This window comes from Martinezella tropici (assembly GCF_003287875.1).
Taxonomy (GTDB): Bacteria; Pseudomonadota; Alphaproteobacteria; order Rhizobiales; family Rhizobiaceae; genus Rhizobium; species Rhizobium tropici_C.
The window spans coordinates 387079-410611 of the sequence record NZ_QMKK01000025.1; the positions used below are offsets into that span (position 1 = coordinate 387079).

The 23533-nt window shown below is 60.7% G+C and carries 22 protein-coding genes; 10 read left to right on the plus strand and 12 right to left on the minus strand.

The window, feature by feature from the left end; translation table 11 throughout:
• Positions 1 to 2: 2 nt before the first annotated feature.
• The 3 genes from thiP (at position 3) to DQ393_RS09880 (ending at position 4164) form a co-directional block, all read left to right on the plus strand.
• Positions 3 to 1640: a thiamine/thiamine pyrophosphate ABC transporter permease ThiP gene (gene thiP / locus DQ393_RS09870; RefSeq protein ID WP_112341735.1), complete on the plus strand. Its 1638-nt coding sequence runs from the start codon at positions 3 to 5 to the stop codon at positions 1638 to 1640.
• Entirely contained in the window at positions 1633 to 2361 is a 729-nt protein-coding gene (locus DQ393_RS09875) for a thiamine ABC transporter ATP-binding protein (RefSeq protein ID WP_112341581.1), read from the plus strand. Before thiP ends, DQ393_RS09875 begins: the two co-directional genes overlap by 8 nt.
• 375 nt (positions 2362 to 2736) lie before the next feature.
• Positions 2737 to 4164, plus strand: coding sequence for a M48 family metalloprotease (locus DQ393_RS09880; RefSeq protein WP_112341736.1), 1428 nt, complete (start codon positions 2737 to 2739; stop codon positions 4162 to 4164).
• Positions 4165 to 4208: 44 nt separating this feature from the next.
• On the opposite strand, the gene DQ393_RS09885 is transcribed toward DQ393_RS09880, so the two are convergent.
• From DQ393_RS09885 to DQ393_RS09905, 5 genes are all read right to left on the minus strand, one after another.
• Entirely contained in the window at positions 4209 to 5072 is an 864-nt protein-coding gene (locus DQ393_RS09885; RefSeq protein WP_112341582.1) for an RNA polymerase factor sigma-32, read from the minus strand.
• 406 nt (positions 5073 to 5478) lie between these two features.
• A complete protein-coding gene (locus DQ393_RS09890; RefSeq protein WP_112341583.1) occupies positions 5479 to 6051 on the minus strand; it encodes a CarD family transcriptional regulator in 573 nt (190 codons plus the stop codon).
• Between the two features lie 398 nt (positions 6052 to 6449).
• A complete protein-coding gene (gene fdxA, locus DQ393_RS09895; RefSeq protein WP_112341737.1) occupies positions 6450 to 6788 on the minus strand; it encodes a ferredoxin FdxA in 339 nt (112 codons plus the stop codon).
• A 196-nt stretch (positions 6789 to 6984) separates the two neighbouring features.
• Positions 6985 to 7389 (minus strand): RNA-binding S4 domain-containing protein, encoded by a 405-nt coding sequence (locus tag DQ393_RS09900; RefSeq protein WP_112341585.1) that lies wholly within the window; start codon positions 7387 to 7389, stop codon positions 6985 to 6987.
• Between the two features lie 3 nt (positions 7390 to 7392).
• On the minus strand, positions 7393 to 10527 hold the full coding sequence (locus tag DQ393_RS09905) for a helicase-related protein (RefSeq protein WP_112341588.1): 3135 nt from the start codon (positions 10525 to 10527) through the stop codon (positions 7393 to 7395).
• Positions 10528 to 11751: 1224 nt separating this feature from the next.
• Between DQ393_RS09905 and DQ393_RS09910 the strand changes: the two genes are divergently transcribed.
• The 3 genes from DQ393_RS09910 (at position 11752) to DQ393_RS33385 (ending at position 12537) form a co-directional block, all read left to right on the plus strand.
• Complete coding sequence (locus DQ393_RS09910; protein ID WP_112341589.1) at positions 11752 to 11907, plus strand: DUF3309 family protein; 156 nt, start codon at positions 11752 to 11754, stop codon at positions 11905 to 11907.
• Between the two features lie 46 nt (positions 11908 to 11953).
• Positions 11954 to 12208, plus strand: coding sequence for a YMGG-like glycine zipper-containing protein (locus DQ393_RS09915; protein ID WP_112341591.1), 255 nt, complete (start codon positions 11954 to 11956; stop codon positions 12206 to 12208).
• A 152-nt stretch (positions 12209 to 12360) separates the two neighbouring features.
• Complete coding sequence (locus DQ393_RS33385; protein ID WP_169645216.1) at positions 12361 to 12537, plus strand: hypothetical protein; 177 nt, start codon at positions 12361 to 12363, stop codon at positions 12535 to 12537.
• A gap of 115 nt (positions 12538 to 12652) precedes the next feature.
• Here the strand turns inward: DQ393_RS33385 and DQ393_RS09920 are convergent, their stop codons facing one another.
• Positions 12653 to 13378, minus strand: coding sequence for a beta-ketoacyl-ACP reductase (locus tag DQ393_RS09920; RefSeq protein ID WP_112341592.1), 726 nt, complete (start codon positions 13376 to 13378; stop codon positions 12653 to 12655).
• Between the two features lie 160 nt (positions 13379 to 13538).
• Entirely contained in the window at positions 13539 to 14720 is a 1182-nt protein-coding gene (locus DQ393_RS09925) for an acetyl-CoA C-acetyltransferase (protein ID WP_112341593.1), read from the minus strand.
• A gap of 241 nt (positions 14721 to 14961) precedes the next feature.
• On the opposite strand from DQ393_RS09925, the gene phaR reads away from it, so the two are divergent.
• The gene (gene phaR, locus DQ393_RS09930) at positions 14962 to 15534 is read left to right on the plus strand and encodes a polyhydroxyalkanoate synthesis repressor PhaR (RefSeq protein ID WP_112341594.1); all 573 of its coding nucleotides are present in this window, start codon (positions 14962 to 14964) and stop codon (positions 15532 to 15534) included.
• A 345-nt stretch (positions 15535 to 15879) separates the two neighbouring features.
• Here phaR and rpmF read toward each other — a convergent pair whose 3' ends face one another.
• The 3 genes from rpmF to mtgA all read right to left on the minus strand — a co-directional run bounded on the left by rpmF (position 15880) and on the right by mtgA (position 17816).
• The gene (gene rpmF, locus DQ393_RS09935) at positions 15880 to 16065 is read right to left on the minus strand and encodes a 50S ribosomal protein L32 (RefSeq protein ID WP_003543812.1); all 186 of its coding nucleotides are present in this window, start codon (positions 16063 to 16065) and stop codon (positions 15880 to 15882) included.
• A gap of 179 nt (positions 16066 to 16244) precedes the next feature.
• On the minus strand, positions 16245 to 16892 hold the full coding sequence (locus DQ393_RS09940; RefSeq protein WP_112341595.1) for a glutathione S-transferase family protein: 648 nt from the start codon (positions 16890 to 16892) through the stop codon (positions 16245 to 16247).
• 174 nt (positions 16893 to 17066) lie between these two features.
• Positions 17067 to 17816 carry a monofunctional biosynthetic peptidoglycan transglycosylase gene (gene mtgA, locus DQ393_RS09945; protein WP_432421997.1) on the minus strand — a complete coding sequence of 250 codons (750 nt, stop codon included), beginning with the start codon at positions 17814 to 17816 and terminating at the stop codon, positions 17067 to 17069.
• 179 nt (positions 17817 to 17995) lie between these two features.
• On the opposite strand from mtgA, the gene DQ393_RS09950 reads away from it, so the two are divergent.
• Complete coding sequence (locus DQ393_RS09950) at positions 17996 to 18910, plus strand: polyprenyl synthetase family protein (protein WP_112341596.1); 915 nt, start codon at positions 17996 to 17998, stop codon at positions 18908 to 18910.
• Between the two features lie 237 nt (positions 18911 to 19147).
• Entirely contained in the window at positions 19148 to 19789 is a 642-nt protein-coding gene (locus tag DQ393_RS09955; RefSeq protein WP_112341597.1) for a LysE family translocator, read from the plus strand.
• 25 nt (positions 19790 to 19814) lie between these two features.
• On the opposite strand, the gene ispG is transcribed toward DQ393_RS09955, so the two are convergent.
• A complete protein-coding gene (gene ispG / locus DQ393_RS09960; RefSeq protein ID WP_112341598.1) occupies positions 19815 to 21068 on the minus strand; it encodes a flavodoxin-dependent (E)-4-hydroxy-3-methylbut-2-enyl-diphosphate synthase in 1254 nt (417 codons plus the stop codon).
• 127 nt (positions 21069 to 21195) lie between these two features.
• Positions 21196 to 22395: an MFS transporter gene (locus tag DQ393_RS09965; RefSeq protein ID WP_112341599.1), complete on the minus strand. Its 1200-nt coding sequence runs from the start codon at positions 22393 to 22395 to the stop codon at positions 21196 to 21198.
• 256 nt (positions 22396 to 22651) lie between these two features.
• Between DQ393_RS09965 and DQ393_RS09970 the strand changes: the two genes are divergently transcribed.
• Positions 22652 to 23524, plus strand: a complete 873-nt coding sequence (locus DQ393_RS09970; RefSeq protein ID WP_112341600.1) for a DMT family transporter — start codon at positions 22652 to 22654, stop codon at positions 23522 to 23524.
• Positions 23525 to 23533: the final 9 nt, after the last annotated feature.

Here is a 23533-nt window from a genome sequence, read left to right on the forward strand (position 1 = left end):
CGATACTTACGGCACCAGAACGAAGACGCGCCATTTCCGGCGGGGCATTCGGCCTCGCCGGCATCGTGCTCTTCGTCGGGATCGCCGTCTTCGTCCTCTTGGCCGCCGGTATCGAATCCGGCGACACCAATCCCCTGACAGATCCCTACTTGCTGCGTGTCCTGCGCTTCACGTTGCTGCAGGCGGTGCTCTCGACCCTGTTATCTGTCATGCTCGCCATACCCGTCGCCCGCGCATTGGCGCGTCAGCCCCGTTTTCCGGGTCGGCTATGGCTGATCCGGCTGATGGCCGTGCCGATGGGCCTGCCCGTGCTGATCGGCGCGCTCGGCCTGCTTGGCATCTGGGGTCGGCAGGGGCTTATCAATCAGACGCTTACGGCGCTTGGCCTGTCGCAGCCCGTCAGTATCTATGGCTTGGCCGGCATCCTGCTGGCGCATGTCTTCTTCAATATGCCCCTCGCCTGCCGGCTGATGCTGGCCGGGCTGGAGCGCGTGCCGGCGGAATATTGGCTTGTGGCCGGCGGGCTCGGCATGCGGCCCGCCTCGGTCTTTCGCTTCATCGAATGGCCCATCCTGCGCGGTCTCATACCCGGCATTGCCGGCCTGATCTTCATGCTCTGCGCCACCAGCTTCACGCTGGTCCTGATCCTTGGCGGCGGCCCTGCCGCAACGACGCTGGAAGTGGCGATCTATCAGGCCCTCCGCTTCGATTTCGATCCCGGCCGCGCCGTGCTGCTGTCGCTACTGCAGATCGTCGTCACCCTCCTCGTCCTCGGCGCCATGACGCTGTTTCGCGCGCCCGACGATCATGGCCTGACCAGCGGCCGCGCGCTTCACCGTATCGATGGCCAAAAGGCGGCTGCACGATGGATTGACGCTTTCCTGCTGTCGGCCGCTACTCTCTTTCTCGGCCTGCCGCTCGCTTCGGTCGTGGTAACCGGCCTTGAGGCAAACCTTCCGAAACTCGCCGCCCAGCCGATCTTTCTGCAGGCGGCCGTCACCAGCCTGGCGATTGCGCTCGCCGCCGGCCTTCTGGCGGTCTTGATATCCTTTGCGATCATCCGCGCCCGATCGGTGATCTCGGCGGATCGCCGCAAGACCGCCAGCCTGCGCAGCCTGGCGGTCGCCTTGAGCGCAAGCTCTTCCCTTATCCTGCTCGTCCCGCCAATCGTGCTGGCAACCGGCTGGTTCCTGGCGCTGAGACCATTGGGTGATCCCAGCCGCTTTGCCGCCATCCTCATCATTGTCATCAATGCGCTGATGGCGCTGCCCTTCGTCATCCGCGTCATCGAACCGGCCTATGCGGTCCATGTCAGCCGCACCGAACGGCTGGCGGCGAGCCTCGGCCTTCACGGCATTGCCCGCCTCCGCCTCATCGATTGGCCGGGCCTGCGCAAGCCGTTCTTCACCGCCCTCTCCTTCGCCATGGCGCTGTCGCTCGGCGATCTCGGCGCGGTGGCGCTCTTCGGCTCGGATAGCCTGATGACCCTGCCCTGGCTGGTCTATAGCAAGCTCGGCAGCTATCGCACGAACGATGCCGATGGATATGCCTTGATCCTCGGCCTGGTCTGCCTTCTTTTGACCATCGCCGGCACGGCCGGCCAGAGCATGAGCGATCACGAAAGCAACAGAAATGACTGACGGCCACGACATGAAGAAACAAGGCATTGCCATGGCCGGCGTCGAGCTGCGCCTCGGCACGCATAATTTCCGCTTCGATTGCACGTTGCCGCAGGGCAAGATCATCGCCATCGCCGGGCCGTCGGGATCCGGCAAATCCACCTTTCTCAATCTATTGGCCGGCTTCGAGCAGCCCGATCGCGGCCGCATCCTGCTTGCCGGGCAGGACGTGACCGGCCTGCATCCCGCCGACCGGCCGGTGTCGCTGGTCTTTCAGGACAACAACCTCTTTGCCCATCTCGATCTCTTCACCAATGTCGGCCTTGGCATCAGCCCTTCATTGAAGCTTTCGGTACAGGATCGGCAAAGGGTCTCGGAGGCGCTGGCGCGCGTTGGGCTTCCTGGCTTCGAGAAGCGCAAGCCGGGGACACTTTCCGGCGGCGAACGACAGCGTGCCACCTTCGCAAGGGCGCTGGTGCGTGACAAGCCGATCCTACTGCTGGACGAACCCTTCGCCGCCCTTGATCCAGGCCTACGCTCCGGCATGGTCGAACTTTTGAAAACCCTGCATCGCGAGAGCGGCAATACGGTGCTGATCGTTTCGCATGATCCGGCCGAGGTGCGGCGTCTTGCCGACCATGCCGTCTTCATCGAGGGCGGCGCGATCAGGCTTGCCGCCTCCATCGAGACCTTCCTGACGGCGGGCGACATTCCGGCATTGACCACATTTCTGCAGCATTGATTGCGCTGCAGCATCTTGCTGTCGGCTTTGCCTTAATTTCGTCGTGCCGAACGGCTGAAAGTCCTCGGAAATGCTTGCTAAAATACAACGCCGCCACATTTAAACGGAGTCTCGCTATGCAACCGGTGCCAAAATCGGCTAGAGCAAGGGTTGGAGACCGTCCGGGCAGATGCGGATCGATGAGGATGCAGGCAACCTCTATCGGTGCGCGACGATGATCAGCCCGGTAACGATCAACCGGATTTGGTGCCGAGCCGGCATGGCAGCGAAATGAGTGGGATACTGGTACTGAAGCAGAGCGAACGAGCAGAACGAAGGATCAGCGTGACCGTCGCACCCCGTTTGCGCCGCTTTGCCCCGCTCCTTGTCGCTGCCATGGTGTTGGACAGCTGCCAGACGGTGATGGATCAGTCCTATCAGCCGAGCGTGTCGCCGTCCGCCAATCCGCAGATCGTCTCCGAGGTGCAGAAGAACGATCCGCGCGCGCAGATGGGTGCGCGCGAGCATCCGCGTATCCTTGCAAGCTATGGCGGCGAGTACAAGGACGCCAAGACCGAGCGGCTCGTCGCTCGCATCGCTGGGGCCTTGACCAGCGTGTCGGAAAATCCGCAGCAGTCCTATCGCATCACCATTCTCAATTCGCCGTCGATCAACGCCTTTGCGCTTCCGGGCGGCTATCTCTACGTGACCCGCGGCCTTCTGGCGCTTGCCAATGATGCTTCCGAAGTCGCTGCCGTGCTGTCGCACGAGATGGCGCACGTGACAGCCAATCACGGCATCGAGCGGCAAAAACGCGAGGAAGCCGAAGTCATCGCCAGCCGCGTCGTTTCGGAAGTCCTGTCGAGCGATCTGGCCGGCAAGCAGGCGCTCGCACGCGGCAAGCTGCGTCTTGCCGCCTTCTCGCGCCAGCAGGAACTCCAGGCCGACGAGATCGGCATCCGCACGCTCGGCCAGGCCGGCTACGATCCGTATGCCGCTGCCCGCTTCCTGAACGCCATGGAAGACTACAGCCGCTTCATGTCGGCCAATTCCGATGCCGACCAGAGCCTAGACTTCCTTTCGAGCCACCCGAGCACGCCACAGCGCATCGATCTTGCCAAGGCGCATGCCCGCGAATTCGGTGAGGAAGGCAAGGTCGGCGACATCGGCCGCGATTATTACCTGAACGGTATCGATGGTCTGCTCTATGGTGACAGCCCCGAGGAAGGCTATGTCCGTGGCCAGACCTTCCTGCACGGTGGCCTCGGCATCCGCTTCGACGTGCCGCCGGATTTCCGCATCGACAACAAGGTCGAGGCCGTCATGGCGACCGGCCCCGGCGATATCGCCATCCGCTTCGACGGTGTTGCCGACAGCCAGAACCAGAACCTGACGAACTATATTTCCAGCGGCTGGGTGACGGGCCTCGATCCCTCTTCGATCCAGTCGATCACCGTCAACGGCATGCCGGCTGCAACCGCGCGCGCTTCGGCCGATCGCTGGGATTTCGATGTTACGGTCATCCGCGACCGCACGCAGATCTTCCGTTTCCTGACAGCCGTGCCGAAGGGGAACATCGCCCAGCTCAACCAGACGGCGGACGTGCTGCGCTCGAGTTTCCGGCACATGACGCCGGATGAGGCAGCCTCGCTGAAGCCGCTCAGGGTCCGCGTCGTCACCGTCAAGCCGGGCGACACGATCACGACGCTCGCCGCCCGCATGATGGGGACCGACCGCAAGCTCGACCTGTTCAAACTGATCAACGCCCTACCGACCGGGGCAACGATTGCGCCGGGCGACAAGGTCAAGATTATTTCGGAATAGCGATCGGCCTATCTATCTTCTCCCTGGCCGGGAGAAGAGCAGTCTCACGCGTAGCTCGCCATACGAGGATCCGCATCGACAAGCGCGTTGCGGAGCTTGTCCATTGCGCGGCTTTCGATCTGACGCACACGTTCCTTGGAAATTCCGAGATCGGCGCCGAGTTCTTCGAGCGTCGCTCCGTCTTCCACGAGGCGTCGTGCCTGGATGATCTTCATCTCGCGTTCGTTGAGATGCTTCAGCGCCGAAGCGAGCCATATGCGCCGGCGTTCACCGTCGATCATGTCGGAAACCTGCTCGTCCGGAAGCGGTTCGTCGCTGATGAGAAAATCGATACGTTCCGCGCTTTCGGAATCGCTTGATATCGACGGCGCCTGCAGGGACGTATCGCTGCTGGAAAGGCGCGCATCCATGGTCTGCACGTCGGCAAGACTGACCCCGAGCGCAACTGCGATTTCCTCATGGATGGACTGGACGGTAACGCTCGAATTGCTGCGGGCGAGCTTGGCGCGCAGGCGTCGAAGATTGAAGAACAAGGCCTTCTGCGCCGAACTCGTGCCACCACGCACGATCGACCAATTGCGCAGAATATAGTCCTGGATGGAAGCGCGGATCCACCAGCTTGCATAGGTCGAGAAGCGAACTTCCCGTTCCGGTTCGAAACGGGCGGCTGCCTCGAGGAGGCCGACATAGCCCTCCTGGACGAGATCGCTCATGGGCAGTCCGAAATTGCGGAATTTGCCCGCCATGGAAATGACGAGGCGCATATGGGCAGTTGCTATCTGGTTGCGGGCGCCGCGATCATCATGATCCTTCCAGCGTATAGCAAGATCATGTTCTTCGTCGCGATCGAGATAGGGAGCAGCCATCGCGACTTTGATCATACGTCGATCTGCAGACATGTTCGTCATACGCATCTCCTAGGTTCAGCCTCAAGTCGTCTTCAGTGCCGCGGTCGACGAAAAGGGCAACAAGTATCGTTTCCGAACATCGCTGCTCGGATGGAAATCAATGAATGAAATTCAAATTGGAGACCGATATCCGGTTCGCCGGATAATCGATGACTAGTCTTGTTCGATCTCAGCGAATGGGTCTGACGATTGAAGCATGTTCAGATCGCCGGGGGGCTTCGGATGAAAACGCATAGGCCGGTCCTCGTGAATGTCGATAATACGGCCAGTCCGGAACCTCTCCCCACAGGAGTGCACTCACACCGACCGTTAACACGAGGCTTAAACGCGGCAGAAGCAAAAAGGTTCCAAAGAAAAAACCCGGCACGAAGGCCGGGTTTTTTGAAGCTGGATTGGCGCGCTCGCCTTAGGCTGCTTCGTCCTGGGAATCGTCTTCCTCGACGACCTTGCCACGCTTGGGACCCTTGTTGAGATTGGTCTCGACAAGGCGAACGGCTTCGGTTTCCGACATCTTGTTGACGGCTGCAATTTCGCGCGCCATGCGATCGAGCGCAGCTTCGTAAAGCTGACGTTCGGAATAGGACTGCTCGGGCTGGTTCTCGGCGCGATAGAGATCGCGAACCACCTCGGCGATGGAGAGCAGATCGCCGGAATTGATTTTGGCATCATATTCCTGCGCGCGACGCGACCACATGGTGCGCTTCACGCGGGCTTTGCCCTGCACGACCTTCAGCGCCCGCTCGACGAAATCCGTCTCGGAAAGCTTGCGCATGCCGATGCTCATGGCCTTGGCCACCGGCACCTTCAGGCGCATCTTGTCTTTCTCGAAGTCGATTACGAACAGCTCGAGCTTCATGCCTGCGACTTCTTGCTCTTCGATGGCAGTGATCGTGCCGACGCCGTGGGCGGGATAAACGATCGCTTCACCAGTTTTGAAGCCATGGCGTGCTGCTGAAGGTTTTTTCTGCTGGGTCGTCATTCTTTTCAAAAACTCCCTGTTACGCGCCCGGTTGGGCCGGGTGCCGGGTCAGTCAGGCCCGGATGAGACGGACGTACCGTCGGGGTCACTTCATCCTGGTCCAGCCAGACTTATGCAAACAGAAACCCACCCATCGCGATCTAAGACCCGACAACACAAACGGTTGATATGTCAAGGAAACCGCGTACGGATTGGTGATTTGCTTTCGTGATGGTTTTGGGCATGCGAAATGCCGCAGTGGATCAGTGTGCGGAACCTATCACAAAAATCTGAGGAAATCAATAATTTGCTGTACGCGCGCCAAAAGGGCCACGTTGACCGCTATGCGGCCTGACGGCAATGATTCGCTTTCTGCGATATCGACTACACCTTTATCGACCGCCTGTCACGGCCCTCGGTCAGTCGCCGGTTCCTGGGTTCGCCGAGAAATACTTCTCGAACTTTCCTTCTTCGCCATCCATCTCCTTGGCTTCCGGCAACGGGTCGCGCTTGACCGTGATGTTGGGCCAGATGGCGGCATACTCCATATTGATCTTCAGCCACTTGTCGAGACCCGGCTCCGTATCGGGTTTAATCGCCTCGGCGGGACATTCCGGTTCGCAGACACCGCAATCGATGCATTCGTCGGGATGGATGACGAGGAAGTTCTCGCCTTCGTAGAAGCAGTCAACAGGGCAGACTTCCACGCAATCGGTATATTTGCAGCGGACGCAATTATCGGTCACGACATATGTCACGAAGCACTCCAGGAATGTCTTTAGCTTCCGCGGATGCGCAACCTGGAACGTCGCGCGCTCCCGCGGAGCCGAACGGGGATCAAGCGCAAACGCGCCGCCCGGCTGGTTACCGGCAGGTTGATGGTGAGGTATCGACTTTGTCATCCAATTTCAAGGACAAACAATCTGGAAAGCGGCCTGAGACGGGCAGAGTTTTCTAATCGTCGTCCGAGATCAGGCGATCGATTGCACGGCGATCGCGCTTCGTGGGCCTTCCACTCCCCGGCGCCCGTAATGCCTGCTCGAACGGGGTGAGGCGTTTTGTCTCATCCGGCGGCGGCGTTAGGTCCTCATAGAGCAGCTTGGCTTCCTCGAAAGGGCCTCGGCGCTCGCCGGCGGCACGCACGATGAGGACGACATCTCGGCGCTCCAGCGAGAGCTCGATACGGTCGCCCGCCTTGACGCCGAAACTCGGCTGCACAATCCGCTCGCCATTGACCCGTACGCTGCCGTTCTGAACGTAGAGCTGCGCCAGCGAGCGGGATTTCACCATGCGGGCAAAGAACAGCCATTTGTCGATGCGCTGGCGCGAACCGGAAAATGGCTGTCTCTCGTCCGTCATGGGTTATTTCTTCATCTGCTCCTTGAGGGCAGCGAGCTTGGCGAAAGGAGAATCCGGATCGATCGGCTTTTCTTTGCGCGGCGGCTTGGCCTCGAAGCGCAATGGCTGCGATGCACCGCGATTGTTGCGATCGTTCCGGTCATTGCGTTCGCCACGCTCCTGACGGTCACCCCGGTTGCCCTGATGCTGCGGACGGCCGCCCTCGCGGTTGGCGCGCGGCCCCTTGTCACCGCCGCGGTTGTCACGGCCATCGCGACGGTCACGTCCCTCGCGATTGCCCTCGCCACCGCTCGCCTGCTGCTCGCCACCGCCACGGCGATTGCCGTGCTGACCGCGGCCCTCGCCCTGCTGACCGCGACGGTCACCATGACCGCGGCCGCCTTGGCGCTGCTGATTATCGTTGCGGCCACCCAGGCGCCAGAGCAGAACTGGCTTCGGCTCAGCAGGCTCCGCGGCAGCGGCTTCAGTGTCGGCAGCCTCGGCAACGTCAGCTGCCGCTGCCACCGGTTCGACGGAGGCTTCGGCGGCGGGAGCTGCTTCCTGCGCGACGGCTTCCGGTTCCTTAGCCGGCTCGTCGCCCGCAGCGTCGGCGTCGTCATGATCGGTCTTTTCGGCAGCGGCTTCCGCAGCCGGCGATGCCGGTGTCGCCGCGGCATCCTGCTGGGCAAGGAAGGCCGTGGCCTCCTCGGCCTTCACCGAATCGGCGCGGTAGCCGAGACCCTTGAGAATTTCCTCCATGTCCTCGAGCGTCGCACCGAGGATGGAGAGCATGGCGGTCGTCGTGGTGAAGCGGCGACCGTCATAAGCGCCTTCGGGGCGCGAAGCCTGGCCGGGCTTCCACTGCAGGAGCGGACGGATGAGATCCGCCAGGCGCTCGAGAATATCGATGCGGACCGCGCGCTTTCCAAGAAAGCGGAAGCCGGCAAGCTTGTAGAACATGCGCTCATAGCCCGGATCGGTGACGACCGAGGTACGGCCGGCGGCGAGAACGGGGATCAGATCGCCATAGCCCGGCTTGTCCAGGCCATCGTTCTTCAGAGCCCAGAGCAGCGTGATGAGTTCGGCGGGGGCCGGCTTCAGCAATGCGGGCACGAAAATATGATAGGCGCCGAAGCGGACGCCGTAGCGGCGCATGGAGGCGCGCGCATCCTGATCCAGCGACTTCACCTCTTCGGTCACGTCGCGGCGGAACAGAACGCCGAGATTCTCCACCAGCTGGAAAGCCAGCCCCTTGGCGAGGCCCTGCAGATCCTCGGCACGCTGAAGATCGTCGAGCGGCTTCAGGATCGTGCTGATATGATGGTTCACGAAGCGCTCGATGCGCGAGGCGACATGATCGCGCGCATTGCCCGTCAGCTGCTCGTCGGCAAGCAGGATCACGCGCGGACGCATGATATGATCGCTTCCCGACAGACGCGCCACGGGATCGCCGAGCCAGCGCACGAGGCCGTCGGCGCTGATCGCAAGATCGCTGTTGCCAGCCGCATGCAGACGCGCGGCGCGCGCCTCGAATTCCAGCGACAGCGCCTTCTGGGAGGCTGTCTGGACGGCCTTCGCGTCCGGCCCCTCGGTGCCGGCAACCGGCGTGAACCGGAAACCGGTCAACTGTCCCACATGATGCCCTTCGACGAAGACATCCCCATTCACACTGATTTCAGCTTCCAGCATCGCATTCTCTCTCAGGCGCTTCATGAGCACAGATGTCCTGCGATCAACAAAGCGTTTCGTCAACCTCTCATGTAACGCGTCGGACAATCGATCTTCGATTTCCCGCGTCTTTTCTTGCCAGTGTGTCGGATCGGCAAGCCAGCCGGGCCGGTTCGACACATAGGTCCAAGTCCTTATCTGCGCGATTCGCGCCGAAAGCGTGTCGATCTCGCCATCCGTCCGATCGGCACGATGCACCTGTTCGGCCAGGAAGTCCTCTTTCACCGTGCCATAGCGCACCAGGTCGGAAAAGAGGGCGGCAATAAGATCGGCGTGCTGGGCAGGCGTAATGCGCCGATAGTCGGGAAGCGCGCAGGCCTCCCACAATTTCTCAACCCGAGCCGGGTTGCTGGCAAGATCGACTATCTCCAGATCGCGTGACAAATATTCCAACGCCTGCTGGTCTACCGCAGGCAGCGCCCGCGTCAACCCCTGCACGCGCGGCGCGTCTTCCAAACTGGCGCGCAGAGCTGCGATCGAAGCGAAATCCAGATCCTTGCTGCGCCATTGCAGCACCTTGACCATGTCGAATTCGTGTCCCTCGATCCGGCGGACCAGCTCGTCGTCGAACGGGTCCACCTGCCCCGTCACGCCGAAGGTGCCGTCCTTGAGATGACGGCCGGCGCGGCCGGCGATCTGGCCGAGCTCGGCCGGATTGAGGTTACGGAACTGATAGCCGTCGAACTTGCGGTCCTGGGCAAAGGCGACATGGTCGACATCGAGATTGAGGCCCATGCCGATCGCATCGGTCGCGACCAGATATTCGACATCGCCGGCCTGGTAGAGGGCTACTTGCGCATTGCGGGTACGCGGGCTGAGCGCCCCAAGCACGACGGCGGCGCCGCCACGCTGGCGGCGGATGAGCTCGGCAATCGCATAGACCTCATCGGCGGAAAAAGCCACAATCGCGGTGCGCTGCGGCAAGCGCGTGATCTTCTTCTGCCCGGCATAGAAAAGATGCGACAGCCGTGGCCGCTCAAGGACGGTGATCCCAGGCAGAAGCTGTTCGAGGATGGGCCGCATCGTGCCGGCACCCAATAGCAGCGTCTCGTCGCGGCCGCGCAGGTGCAGGATGCGGTCCGTGAAGATATGGCCGCGCTCTAGATCGCCAGCAAGCTGGACCTCGTCTATGGCGACGAAGGAGGCACGCGTCTCGCGCGGCATGGCTTCGACGGTGCAGACGGAAAAGCGGGCATTGGGCGGAGATATTTTTTCCTCGCCCGTGACAAGCGCGACATGCTGAGCCCCGACCTTTTCGACGACGCGGGTATAGACCTCGCGCGCCAGCAGCCGCAGCGGCAGGCCGATCACGCCGCTGCCGTGCGCCACCATGCGTTCGATGGCATAATGGGTCTTGCCGGTATTGGTCGGTCCGAGCACCGCGGTCACGCCGCGTCCGCTCAGGATCATGGGCTGCGAAGTCTGTGTCATTGGTCCGTGCATGGGCGAGAAACCACCGTCTTTCGATCAGCAAGTTCCCCAAGGAGGAAACGAAGAGATGACGACCATATGCGACAAAGGCAAGACCTGAATAAAAAAACAGCCACCGCAACAACCGATTTCATTATTGACGATCTCAACCGTAAGCCACATTAACCCTGCATCTCATGCGAGTCCCGACGATCGCGGAACACCTTGAGAACGAATCGGAGACGAATCGCTGACTCGCCAGCGTTCTTTTTTTGTTCACTACAATATATGGATTTCGATGGAAAGAGTCACACCAAATGCTGAATCTCATTTCAGTGCCTTTTCCACGAGAAAAGGAGTCAAGCCGAGAATCCAAAGCCGGCGAAGATCGCTATGTTTTATGGTTAATTATCTGTAAATCATCGGATTTTCGGAACAGCGCCCTTCTCTTCGAGATCTGAGGTCAAAGCCAGAACGAATCGGAGACGAATCGCTGATTCCACAGGATTCCTCTTTTGTTCTATACCATATTTAGCGTTTCGGCGGCCGAGGCATACAGGACTCTGAATGGTTGAACCCACGATTCCCGCCGAATCAGGAATTGCGATCAATCTTTTAACGAGCGCAAATATAACGAATTCGCAAATACACGTACAGGATGTGATTATCTGTAAAACGCCGGGGCCGCAGCGCCCGGATTTCACGGCTACATATTTCTTTTCGCCAGGACAGCATCGAAATTCGGGAGGCGGCAAGGGCACCAAACCTCTTCGTAGGCCCATTCAACCCAAACCGAACGAGGCTGGAAGGCGCCTTCCCCCGCATACCCGATTTCGCTCTTTCTGCATGTCGGCAACCTGTAAGAAGGCACCAGGACATTAACCAAAGTCCAAAGGCAGAACGAATCACCGACGAATCACGGACATGCTTCTTTTCTCTCTTTGTTCACCGCAACATATTGTATTTTAATGGTATTTTAACCATAATAGCAAATCGCCGCAGCCTCTTTCCACACCTGTATCGCGCCGTCGCGTTAATATCCGGCTGAATGCGCTCCCGCCGGCATTCCCGCCTTTTTATTTCTTAGCCGGAACAATTTTCTGCGACGCAAGTTTCTATCTGCAGAATTGAGGAACTCCGCCCATTCACTAGGAAACCGATTCGAGCTGGAACCGCTGGACCATAGTGCCGGAATGAAGGAAATTGCCGGCGCCATTCAAGCGATGGACATGGAGGAGACATATCATGCTTGGTACGGTATTGCTTGTCATATTGATTCTGCTGCTGATCGGGGCACTGCCCAACTGGGGGTACAGCCGGGGATGGGGGTACGGTCCATCGGGCGGGCTCGGACTTGTTCTCGTCATTGTCCTCATTTTGTTATTGATGGGGCGGATCTGATCCGCAGGTCAATGTTCAAACTTCACAACACCAGGGAGCTAACACCATGAAGAAGATCATCGTCGCGATCGCCCTTGTCGGCGCTTTAGCGTCGTGCACGGCAACGGAAAAAGGGACTGCCATCGGTGCCGGCACTGGCGCCCTGATCGGCGGCGTGGCCACCCATAGCTGGGGCGGCGCGGCAGTCGGCGCTGTTGCCGGCGGCGTCGTCGGCAATCTCATCGGACGCTCCCATGAGCGCCGCGGCTATTGCATCTATCGCGACCGCTACGGCCATCGCTACGAAGCTCGTTGCCGCTAAGGCCTGAGGGCCGCGACCGGCCGCTTCTGCGGCTCGGTCGCGGACATCCGACCCTCGGGGCCAGGCCCTGGAAGCCTCAGTTTCTGAGAGAATCCTCTTCCCGCACGATCGGTCTCGGGAAGGGAGCAGTGTTTTGAGAAAGGAACGGCACCATGGCCGCAATCATCGCAAGCATTGCAGCATTCGCGCTCATCGGCACCACTTTTTACGCGCTTGGAAGCGCGGCGCGGATGCGGGACAAAGAGAAGAAGCAACGGGTGGCGTTGGAAGCCGTGATCCTGGAATTCAAGCCACGGCAGCGGCAACAGGCAAATTCAGGCCGAGGATGATTGCCGGATCGGTTGTGACTTCTATCCGGCAATCTTCTCCCTGACGCAGGCGGGCAAGAGCGCATCAGCTTTTCATGGAAATCCCGAGCCCACCGCGTACTTTCCCGGAATTGCTCTAGACGAAGAACTGGCCGCCATTGGCCGTTATCGTCGATCCCGTAATGAAACCGGCATCATCGCTGGCAAGGAAAACCGCGATGCGGGCGATCTCCTCCGGCTCGCCCAGGCGGCCCACCGGGATCTGCGGGATGATGCGCTCGTTCAATACCTTTTCCGGCACCGCCAGCACCATTTCCGTGCCGATATAGCCGGGGCAAATGGCATTGACGGTGATGTTCTTGGCAGCACCTTCCTGGGCTAGCGCCTTGGTGAAGCCGAGATCGCCGGCCTTGGCGGCAGAGTAATTCGCCTGCCCCATCTGCCCCTTCTGACCATTGATCGAAGAGATATTGATCACGCGGCCGAAGCTGCGGTCGCGCATGCCCTGCCAGACATGATGCGTCATGTTGAACAGGCCGGTGAGGTTCGTATTGATGACTTCGTGCCACTGCTGCGGCGTCATCTTGTGGAACATGGCGTCGCGGGTAATGCCGGCATTATTGACCAGCACATCGACATGGCCGAGATCGTGCTCGACCTTGGCTATGCCTTTGCCGCAGGCTTCGTAATCGGTGACATCCCATTTATAGACGGCGATGCCGGTCACATCGTGGAAAGCCCTGGCTTTCTCATCGTTGCCGGCATAGGTCGCCGCCACCTTGTAACCCGCATTGTGCAGCGCCATCGAAATGGCCGCGCCGATGCCGCGCGTACCCCCGGTTACCAATGCCACTCTGCTCATGTGCCACTCCCCTTTTTTGCTGCGGAGGCGGGACGCCCGAAGGTCGGGTCGCCCGCTCGCTTTCACCACTTCTTCTGGAAAATTCCTTTCAAAACGCCCCCGAGCATGATGCCGAAAAGTATGAGCGGTTTTCGGATCATCATGCTCTATTTCTTTGATTTTAAAGCGCTTCGAAGCACATGGCGACACCCATGCCGCCGCCGATGCACAACGTGGCAAGCCCCTTGCGGGCGCCGCGGCGCTTCATTTCGAACAGCAGCGTATTGAGGACGCGGGCGCCGGAGGCGCCGATCGGGTGCCCGATGGCGATTGCGCCGCCGTTGACGTTGACGATCGACGTATCCCAGCCGAGATCCTTGTTCACGGCGCAAGCCTGGGCGGCAAAAGCTTCGTTGGCTTCGACGAGATCGAGATCGGCGACGGACCATCCGGCCTTTTCCAATGCCCTGCGCGAGGCTGGGATCGGCCCGGTGCCCATGATCTGCGGATCGACGCCGGCTGTTGCCCAGGAAACGATGCGGGCAAGCGGCTGAATGCCGCGGCGCGAGGCTTCCGCCTCCGTCATCAGCACGGCGGCAGCCGCACCGTCATTGAGGCCAGAAGCGTTGCCGGCCGTGACGGTCCCTTCCTTGTCGAAGGCCGGGCGCAACTTCACCATGCCGTCGAGCGTCGCGCCGTGGCGGATATATTCGTCGGCATCGACGGTTACATCGCCTTTGCGCGTCTGGATGGTGAAGGGAACGATCTCGTCCTTGAACCGGCCGGCCTTCTGCGCGGCTTCGGCCTTGTTCTGGGAGGAAACGGCGAACTGATCCTGTTCCTCGCGGGAAAGCTGCCACCGCCGCGCGATGTTTTCGGCCGTAATCCCCATGTGATAGCCGTAGAAGGCATCCGTCAGGCCATCCTTGATCATGGTGTCGATCATCTTCATGTCGCCCATCTTGGTGCCCGCACGAAGGTTTGCCGCATGCGGTGCCATCGACATGGATTCCTGGCCGCCGGCGACGATGATCTTCGCATCGCCGGTCGCGATCTGCTGCATGCCGAGAGCCACGGCGCGCAGGCCGGAGCCGCAAAGCTGGTTGACGCCCCAGGCGGTCGCTTCCTGCGGAATGCCGGCCTTCATCGCGGCCTGACGGGCCGGGTTCTGCCCTTCACCGGCCTGAAGCACCTGACCGAGGATCACTTCATCGACTTCCTTGGCATCGACGCCGGCACGCTCCAGCGCGCCTTTGATGGCGGTGGCGCCAAGCTCATGAGCCGGAACGCTCGCAAAAGCACCGTTGAATGAGCCGACGGCAGTGCGGGCCGCGCTGGCGACGACGATGGATGAACTGCTCATGGAAGCCTCCTCGGAAAATGAACGCATATATGAGCCGAAACTGTCAAAGCTTTGCGCCGGAGTCAAATTGCAAGAATTTCCCGCGTGCAGATTTTATGAAGCCGTCATTGCCCGCGAGAAATCCAATCAAAGGATTGGCTTGCCGCATCGCACAAAGCGATTGTCACCAAGCTTCTTTTGCGTCTACACTCAGGGGTGGAGGAGTATTCCATACAATCAGACGGGGCCAGGAGAACTGATAATGGCAAAGAATGAGGGCCAGATCGTAATCAAGAAATATGCGAATCGCCGCCTATACAATACCGGCACCAGCACCTACGTGACGCTAGACGACCTGGCGGAGATGGTGAAGAAAGGCGAGGAATTCACTGTCCAGGATGCCAAGAGCGGCGAAGACATTACGCATTCGGTCCTGACGCAGATCATTTTCGAGCAGGAATCAAAGACCGGCAACACGCTGCTGCCGATTTCCTTCCTCCGGCAGCTTATCGGCTATTACGGCGACCAGATGCAGATGGTCGTCCCGAGCTTCCTTGAGCATTCCATGCGCGCCTTCACGGAGCAGCAGACGCAGATGCGCGAACAGATCAATCGCGCCTTCGGCGAAACGCCGCTCGGCAAGAATCTTCAGCTGCCTATGCAGATGGTCGAGGAGCAGGTCCGCCGCAACACTGAAATGTTCCAGCAGGCCATGCAGATGTTCTCCCCCTTCATGAAGCCGCCGGCCAAGGAAAGCCGCAAGGCCGAAGCCAAGGATATCGACGAGCTGAAGGAACAGCTTCGCGCCATGCAGAGCAAGCTGGATAGTTTGTGAGATAAGACGGCACTGGAAAAGGTCTGTGCGTTCATGGAGAGTTTTCACCCCCTCCGTCACTTCGTGACATCTTCCCACAAGGGGGGAGATGGTAATTCGCAGTACCTTCTCGCCACAAATCACAGGCGCATCTGCTGAAGCTGACCTATAAAGTTTATTCCAGGAAGAAGCGACATACTCCCAACGATCTCCCCCCTTGTGGGGGAGATGTCCCGAAAGGGACAGAGGGGGTATCAGCCGCACGGCACGCAAGCAGCCGCCTCCCCCGCACAAACCCCAATCACAAACAGAAAAAGGCCGGCGAAACGCCAGCCTTTAAGTCATGCCACCAAGGCAGCGCTTGAATTATGCGCTTTCCTTCGGCGTCAGAACCTGGCGACCGCGATACATGCCGGTCTTCAGGTCGATGTGATGCGGGCGACGCAGTTCGCCGGAGTTCTTGTCTTCGACATAGGTCGGAGCCTTCAGGGCGTCAGCCGAGCGGCGCATACCGCGCTTGGACGGGCTCGTTTTTCTCTTCGGTACAGCCATTCTCGTTACTCCATGTACGGACGAAACATATCCACGGCCAGCAAGGCGGCCGAAACAGACATGCATCAATTTCGGAATTTGGGCGGGCTTATACATGGCTTGTTGGGCTTTGACCAGTCCCTTCGAGCATTTTTTGCCCGCAGCGCTTGATTCGGAGATATCGACGCCAAATCAGGCGGTCAAGCCTCGTCCTCCGGCACGATCCACGTTTCCTTCAACGCCGCTTCCTCCCATTTCTTCCAGGCAGCCAGGGCTTTCATGACGGCCATATAGTTCCTCGTATCGGCGGAGACGGCAATGTCGTACCGTTCCAGGCGGCTGACGACCGGAGCGAACATGGCATCGGCTCCGGAGAATGTCCCGAACAGGAAGGGACCGCCGGAGCGGGAACGCGCCTCGCGCCAGATGGTTTCGATGCGCGCCACGTCTTCCGTCACCCCTTCCGGGAGGTCGAGGCGGCTCACCGGGCGACGCATGTCCATCGGGCAGGCATTGCGCAAGGCGCCGAAGCCCGAAAGCATCTCCATGCTGTGGGATCGCGCCAGCGCGCGGGCCTGCCGGTCCTTAGGCAGAAGACCGGCATCGGGGAAAAGCTCGGCCACGTATTCGATGATGGCAAGCGACTCCCACACCTTGAAGCCGTCATGCACCAGCATCGGCACCTTGCCTGTCGGCGAGACCTCGCGAATGTTCGGATTGCCCGCCGGAAAATCGAACGGGATCAGCACCTCCTCGAAAGCGATGCCGCAGCCTTCGAGCGCGATCCACGGCCGGAACGACCAGGAGGAATAATTCTTGTTGCCGATGTAGAGGGTGAGCTTGCTCACGATCTTGTTCCCTTTTTAGCGTCGGAACTCGAAGGGGAAGAGTTCCTCGAATGGTTCGTGTCCTCGAACGCGCCGGAGGGCGGCGGTCCGATCGTCATTGGCAGGTCACCCGCCCGTAGGTCACAGCGAAGGATGCCAGATGACGACAAGCCGATCGAACGACAAGTTCTGATATCAGTCATAAAGGCATTTGATATATGCGTCGGCATTGCGCGCGCGGCGCTGGATCAGCGAGGCAAGCTGGCCAAGCCCCCGCCCCGGCTTGCTCGCCACCCGATCGATCGGATTGGGAAGCGAGACGGCAAGAAGGGCCGCCTGACGCGCCGTGAGCTTGGAGGCCGGGACCTTGAAATGGTAGCGCGCCGCGGCTTCGATGCCGTAGATGCCTGGCCCCCATTCGGCAACATTCAGATAGATTTCCATCATCCGGCGTTTCGACCACACAGCCGAGGCGGAGACCGCCAAAGGCAATTCCAGCGTCTTGCGGACGAAGGAGCGGCTGTTCCATAAAAACAGGTTCTTCACCGTCTGCATCGGAATCGTGCTGCCGCCGCGCGTGGACTTGCCGCGCAGCGTTTCCTGGACGAGCACCCGCATCTCGCCCCAATCGACACCGCCGTGATAACAGAATTGTCCGTCCTCGGAGACCATGACGGATTTCACCAGCACCGGCGCGATTTTATCCAGCGGCACCCAGCGGCGGTCGTAGCCCTGAAGGGTAACGGCATCGCCGATCATCAGAGTGGAAACAGGGTGGATGAACGGCAGCACATAGACGACGATGAAGAAATAGGGCAGCAGCAAGAGGACGATCAGGACGAGGACGATGCGCTGCCATAATGGACGGTCTCTGAAGCGTGCCAACAGGGAGGAGCGTCGCGGCACCTCGGCTTCCTCCCCCTCATTGTCCGTCGATATGTCCAAATGTCTGACGTCCACGGCCGCTCCATCCCGGTACATCCCTTAATGTATCCGGGAAACGCTCTGATGCTGCACTCGTCATACCGTCTACGCAAAGCGATGACCAGAGTGTGACGCAATTCCCCATCCGGCTGTTGACAATTCTCGTTGCCAGCAACCGCCTCTCATGCCAAACAGCGGCCATGGACAGCACCCATTCCTCATTCGAGCACCGTCTCAAGGACAATGCCGGCAAGATCGAAGCCATGTTAAACGGGCTTCTGGCCGACGCCAGCCTCAGTGACGAGATCGTCCGCCCTGCCCGGCTCCTAAGCGCGATGCGTCACGGCGTGCTGAACGGCGGCAAGCGGCTGCGGCCCTTTCTCGTCATGGAATCCGCGGCCCTTCTCGGCGGCGATGCCAAGGCGGCACTCAGGATCGGCGCGGCACTCGAATGCGTGCACTGCTATTCCCTTGTCCATGACGATCTTCCCGCCATGGACGATGACGACCTGCGCCGCGGCCAGCCGACGGTGCATATCGCCTTCGACTACGCGACGGCGATCCTGGCGGGCGACAGCCTGCTGACCTATGCCTTCGATATCATCGCGGCACCCGAAACGGAGCTACCGGCGGACCGGAAAGTAGCGCTTGTGCTGGCACTGTCGCGCGCAGCCGGCATCGGCGGCATGGCCGGCGGCCAGGCGCTCGATCTCGCCGCGGAGAAGGAGGCGCCGGACGAAGGCGGCATCACCACGCTGCAGGCGATGAAGACGGGCGCGCTGATCCGCTTTGCCTGCGAGGCCGGCGCCATCATTTCAGGCGCCCCCGTCGGAGACCGCAAACGACTCCGGACCTTCGGTGAAAAGATCGGCCTTGCCTTCCAGCTCGCCGACGATCTGCTCGACCTGACAGCGGACACCGCCACCATGGGCAAGGCAACCGGCAAGGATGCCGCCCGTGGCAAAGGCACGCTGGTGGCTCTCCACGGCCAGGAATGGGCGGAAGTGACGCTCGCAAGGCTGGTGAAGGAAGCGGCCGACCTGCTGTCCGGCTATGGCGACAAGGCGGATGTCCTGACGGAAACCGCCCGCTTCATCGCGAACCGCAAGAGCTGATCCCGAAGACTTCCACACGGCGTTGCCTGATGGCAGAACCACTGACCTTCCGGCCGGATGGGCAGCTACCATCCATACCGGTACGGCTACCCATTCAGCTCGGGAATGTCACCATCACAAGAATCCATGGCGTCGCCGGGTGATTTCCGCCGCATTCTGTGCCACATTCCCGTGCCGTATTGGCCTGTAGACGCGGAAATCTTCGCGGCCGTGCCAATCCCTTCGGGAATGATCTCCATGCGCGAAACGCTTTCCTATCTGCCGCACATCCTGCCGGCCTATATCGCTTACATCGTTGCGGTCATCAGCCCCGGCCCCGCCATCATGGCCATCATCGGTACCTCGATGACCCATGGCCGCAAGGCTGGCATGACCCTGGCGCTCGGCATCTTCGGCGGCTCACTGACCTGGGCGACGGCTGCGGCCGCGGGTCTTGCCACGCTGCTGCAGACCTATGCGATGGCGCTGGAGATCCTGAAGATCTTCGGCGGCCTCTATCTGCTCTACCTCGCCTATAAGGCCTTCCGCGCCGTGCGCTCAAATGGGGAACTGCCGACCGCCGCCGAGGGGCCGAAAACGCCAGGCTTCAAGTCGCTGATCCTGCGCGGCTACGGCATTCACGTGACCAACCCGAAGGCCATCTTCGCCTGGCTTGCCATCATCGCGCTCGGCATGCCGCAGGGCGCGCCGGGCTCAGTCGCGATGCTAATCATCGCCGTCTGCGGCGTGACCGGTTTCGTGGTGTTCATGGGCTATGCGATCCTGTTTTCGACGCCGCATGCGCTGAAAATCTATCGCAATGCGCGCCGCTGGATCGAGGGCGCCATGGCCGGCTTCTACTGCTTCGCCGGCATCAAGCTGCTGACGAGCAATATCTGATCCAGCCTCGGCTTTAAGCAGCGGATTACTCGGCCGCGACGTTTTTCTGGCCGAATCGCTTTTCGATATAATCGGTCACTAACGCCTCGAAATCGGAAGCGATGTTCGGGCCGCGCAGCGTCATGGCCTTTTGGCCGTCGATGAAGACGGGGGCGGCCGGCGTCTCGCCGGTACCGGGCAGCGAAATGCCGATATCGGCGTGCTTGCTTTCGCCCGGACCATTGACGATGCAGCCCATGACGGCGACGTTCAGCGCCTCGACGCCCGGATATTTCTCGCGCCAGACCGGCATGTTCTTGCGGATGTCGTTCTGGATGTTCTGCGCCAGTTCCTGGAAGACCGTCGAGGTCGTGCGGCCGCAGCCGGGACATGCCGCGACAACCGGAATGAACTGGCGGAAGCCCATGACCTGCAGCAGTTCCTGCGCCACCTGCACCTCGCGGGTGCGGTCGCCATTCGGCTCCGGCGTCAGCGAAACGCGGATCGTATCGCCGATGCCGTGCTGCAGCACATAGCCCATGGCGGCGGCCGAAGCGACGATGCCCTTCGAGCCCATGCCGGCTTCGGTGAGGCCCAAATGCAGGGCATGGTCGGAACGCTCCGACAGCATGGAGTAGACGGCAATCAGATCCTGCACCTGGCTGACCTTGGCCGACAGGATGATGCGATTGCGCGGCAGGCCAATGTCTTCCGCGAGGCTGGCCGAGATCAGCGCAGATTGCACGATCGTCTCGCGCGTCACCTGCCGGGCCGAGAGCGGCGAGCCTTCGGCGGCATTCTTGTCCATCAGCGCGGTCAGCAGATCCTGATCGAGCGAGCCCCAATTGACGCCGATGCGCACCGGCTTGTCGTAGCGGATCGCCATCTCGATGATTTCGGCGAACTGCTTGTCCTTCTTGTCCTTGAAGCCGACATTGCCGGGATTGATGCGGTATTTCGCCAGCGCCTCAGCGCAAGCCGGATGATCGGCGAGTAGCTTGTGGCCGATATAATGGAAATCGCCGATCAGCGGCACGTCCATGCCGAGGCGCAGCAGCCGCTCGCGGATCTTCGGCACGGCGGCCGCACTTTCATCGCGATCGACGGTGATGCGCACGAGCTCCGAGCCGGCTCTGTAGAGGGCGGCGACCTGGGCGACGGTCGAGTCGATATCGGCCGTATCGGTATTGGTCATGGACTGCACGACGACGGGGGCACCGCCGCCGACGATCACGCCGCCGACATCGACGGCAACGGAGGAACGGCGCGGTTTCGGATCGAAATCGGTGGCGGACGACATGGAAAGCTCTCGCAGGCCTCGAAAATGGGTGTCTTTCAGGTGGATCACGGAGCGGTCGTTGTCAACCGCTGCGGCAATCTCTTTTGATCGAATGGAGCCCACCCGCTACCGGACAAAAGCGACGAAATTAATGCTTGCTCTCGCCGATGCCATCGGCGTAGCGCGCGAGCGATGACAAGGCCAATACGACGAGCAGCAGCACCGGCAGCGCCATCAGGACCGGCGAGAAGCCGACATGTTCGGCTGCAAAGCCGATGGCCGACGGCGCGACCAGCATGCCGGAATAGCCGAGCGTGGTCACGACCGAGATGCCGATGCCGGGCTGCAGCCCCGGAATATTGCCGGCGGCGGAAAAGGCGATCGGCACCATGTTGGAAATGCCGATGCCGCAGAGCGCAAAGCCGAGGATCGCGATCTCCGCGTTTGGCGCCAGTGCTGCCGTCAGCATGCCGACGATGGCAAAGACCGTGCAGACGCGAAGCGTGCGCACCGCCCCCAGCCAGTCGCGGACGAAATCGCCGGCAAAGCGCATGGTCGCCATGGTGGCCGAGAAAGCGGCGAAGCCAAAACCGGAGAGTGCCACCGACGCCCCCTTTTCCTGGCTGAGATAGAGCGCGCTCCAATCGAGCACGGCGCCTTCCGGCACCATGCAGAACAGCGCGACGATGCCGAGCAGCCAGGGCAGCGGGATCATCGGCAGCTTTGCCTTTGGCTTGGCCTCGTCGGGATGCGGTTGATCACTGAGAAGCATCGGCCAGGCCACGACGAGGAAAAGAACGGCGATAGCGGTCGAGGCCTCAGCATGGCCGAGAACGCCCAGGCGCGAGATCAGCAGGCCGCCGATCGCCGAGCCGAGCAGGCCGCCCAAACTCCAGAAAGCATGGCACGAGGACATGATCGCCCGGCGCATGGACTTTTCGACCGAGACGGCATTGGCGTTCATCGCCACGTCCATGGCGCCAATGAAGCCGCCGAAGAGGAAGAGAGCAATCGCCGCGGTCCAGACATTCGGCGCCAGCGTCAGCGCCAGGATCATCGGCAGCAGCAGCACCGCGAAGGCACGCACGACGATGCGCGAGCCGCGCACGGCGATCTGCGCGCCGGCAAGCGGCATCATGACGAGCGAGCCGACACCGAAGACGAGGATCATCAGGCCGAGCTCGAATTTCGTCAGTTGCAGCCGCTCGGCGAATTCGGGAATTTTCGGCGCCCAGCAGCCAACCATGAAGCCGTTCAGCAGGAACATCAGCGAGACGGCCGCGCGCGGTTTTGTGAAGAATCCGCTCCTTTTTGCCTCAAAACCCTCCCTCCTGGTCATGTCGTCCATGAAAATTCCTCCAAATCGGTGGCCGCAGTCTATTTAAATCGATTGAAATCGCAACGATCGAAAACAGCCAAAACGGTCACATTTCGTCTCCGTCTGTTAAAGCGGAGGCAAAGACACCACAACCCCGAATAAATAATTCGTGACCATAGGTCGCTAGCGAAAAGCTCTATTGACGGCAGAAAAGTAGGCTCCTATCGGTTGAGGCCTGAAAGATTCTTCAGCCGGCCCAAGCCGGGTCATCCTCTGGTGCATCCCCGTGAAAAATTCCATCAGCTATGGCATCCTGCTTACGGTGTTTGCCTACATGCTGTTCACCGCCCACGATTCGGCGGTGAAGCTGCTCGTCGCCTCCATCCCAGTCTGGCAGGTCCTGTTCATCCGAAGCTGCACCATCCTTGCCGGCTGCTTCGTCTTCGAGGGGCCCTCGCTCGTCCATAAGGTGGCGCGCTCGCCGATCATCAAGCCGATGATCGTGCGCAGCATCATCATCCTGATCGCCTGGATTTCCTATTATTCGGCGGCATCCTATCTGCAGCTCGCCGAAGTGACGACGCTCTATTACGCCGCACCGATCGTCGGCACGATTCTCGCAACCATCGTGCTGCGCGAAAAGGTCACCGTCGCCCGCTGGATGGCGGTCGGCGTCGGTTTCTGCGGCGTGGTGATCGCCTCCAATCCCGTGGGGCTTTCGATTTCCTGGCCGGTCTATCTGGCACTGCAGGCCGCCGTCCTTTGGGCGAGCGGCATGGTGTTGCTGCGGAAAACAGCGCTGCACGAGAAGAGCCATATCCAGATGGCCGTCTCCAATATCCTGTTCATCATCCTGACCGCCGGCATGGCGATCGTCCACTGGCACATGCCAACGCCGTTCCAGATCGTCCTGCTCGCGCTCACCGGCATCATCGCCGGCGCCGGCCAGCTGGCGCTGTTCGAAGGCATGCGCCAGGCCCCCGTCTCCGTGCTGGCGCCGTTCGAATATACCTCGCTCGTCTGGGCCTTCCTGCTCGGCTACCTGATCTGGGGCGACATCCCCGGCCCCAACACCTTCATCGGCGCCATCCTGATCCTGAGCGCAGGGTTCATCATCATTATCAGCGAGCGTATGAAGAAGCGCACGGCTGCGGCTTGAGCCGGACCA

What these genes read in the sequence shown, in the direction of transcription:
- phaR (WP_112341594.1), top strand. Translation starts at nt 14,962, where the DNA reads ATGGCAAAGAATGAGGGCCAGATCGTAATCAAGAAATATGCGAATCGC.
- DQ393_RS09875 (WP_112341581.1), top strand. Translation starts at nt 1,633, where the DNA reads ATGACTGACGGCCACGACATGAAGAAACAAGGCATTGCCATGGCCGGC.
- DQ393_RS09910 (WP_112341589.1), top strand. Translation starts at nt 11,752, where the DNA reads ATGCTTGGTACGGTATTGCTTGTCATATTGATTCTGCTGCTGATCGGG.
- ispG (WP_112341598.1), bottom strand. Translation starts at nt 21,068, where the DNA reads ATGTCGTCCGCCACCGATTTCGATCCGAAACCGCGCCGTTCCTCCGTT.
- DQ393_RS09885 (WP_112341582.1), bottom strand. Translation starts at nt 5,072, where the DNA reads ATGACGAACATGTCTGCAGATCGACGTATGATCAAAGTCGCGATGGCT.
- DQ393_RS09950 (WP_112341596.1), top strand. Translation starts at nt 17,996, where the DNA reads ATGGACAGCACCCATTCCTCATTCGAGCACCGTCTCAAGGACAATGCC.
- rpmF (WP_003543812.1), bottom strand. Translation starts at nt 16,065, where the DNA reads ATGGCTGTACCGAAGAGAAAAACGAGCCCGTCCAAGCGCGGTATGCGC.
- DQ393_RS09965 (WP_112341599.1), bottom strand. Translation starts at nt 22,395, where the DNA reads ATGGACGACATGACCAGGAGGGAGGGTTTTGAGGCAAAAAGGAGCGGA.
- DQ393_RS09920 (WP_112341592.1), bottom strand. Translation starts at nt 13,378, where the DNA reads ATGAGCAGAGTGGCATTGGTAACCGGGGGTACGCGCGGCATCGGCGCG.
- DQ393_RS09880 (WP_112341736.1), top strand. Translation starts at nt 2,737, where the DNA reads ATGGTGTTGGACAGCTGCCAGACGGTGATGGATCAGTCCTATCAGCCG.
- DQ393_RS09905 (WP_112341588.1), bottom strand. Translation starts at nt 10,527, where the DNA reads ATGACACAGACTTCGCAGCCCATGATCCTGAGCGGACGCGGCGTGACC.
- DQ393_RS09915 (WP_112341591.1), top strand. Translation starts at nt 11,954, where the DNA reads ATGAAGAAGATCATCGTCGCGATCGCCCTTGTCGGCGCTTTAGCGTCG.
- DQ393_RS09890 (WP_112341583.1), bottom strand. Translation starts at nt 6,051, where the DNA reads ATGACGACCCAGCAGAAAAAACCTTCAGCAGCACGCCATGGCTTCAAA.
- DQ393_RS09925 (WP_112341593.1), bottom strand. Translation starts at nt 14,720, where the DNA reads ATGAGCAGTTCATCCATCGTCGTCGCCAGCGCGGCCCGCACTGCCGTC.
- DQ393_RS09900 (WP_112341585.1), bottom strand. Translation starts at nt 7,389, where the DNA reads ATGACGGACGAGAGACAGCCATTTTCCGGTTCGCGCCAGCGCATCGAC.
- DQ393_RS09955 (WP_112341597.1), top strand. Translation starts at nt 19,148, where the DNA reads ATGCGCGAAACGCTTTCCTATCTGCCGCACATCCTGCCGGCCTATATC.
- DQ393_RS33385 (WP_169645216.1), top strand. Translation starts at nt 12,361, where the DNA reads ATGGCCGCAATCATCGCAAGCATTGCAGCATTCGCGCTCATCGGCACC.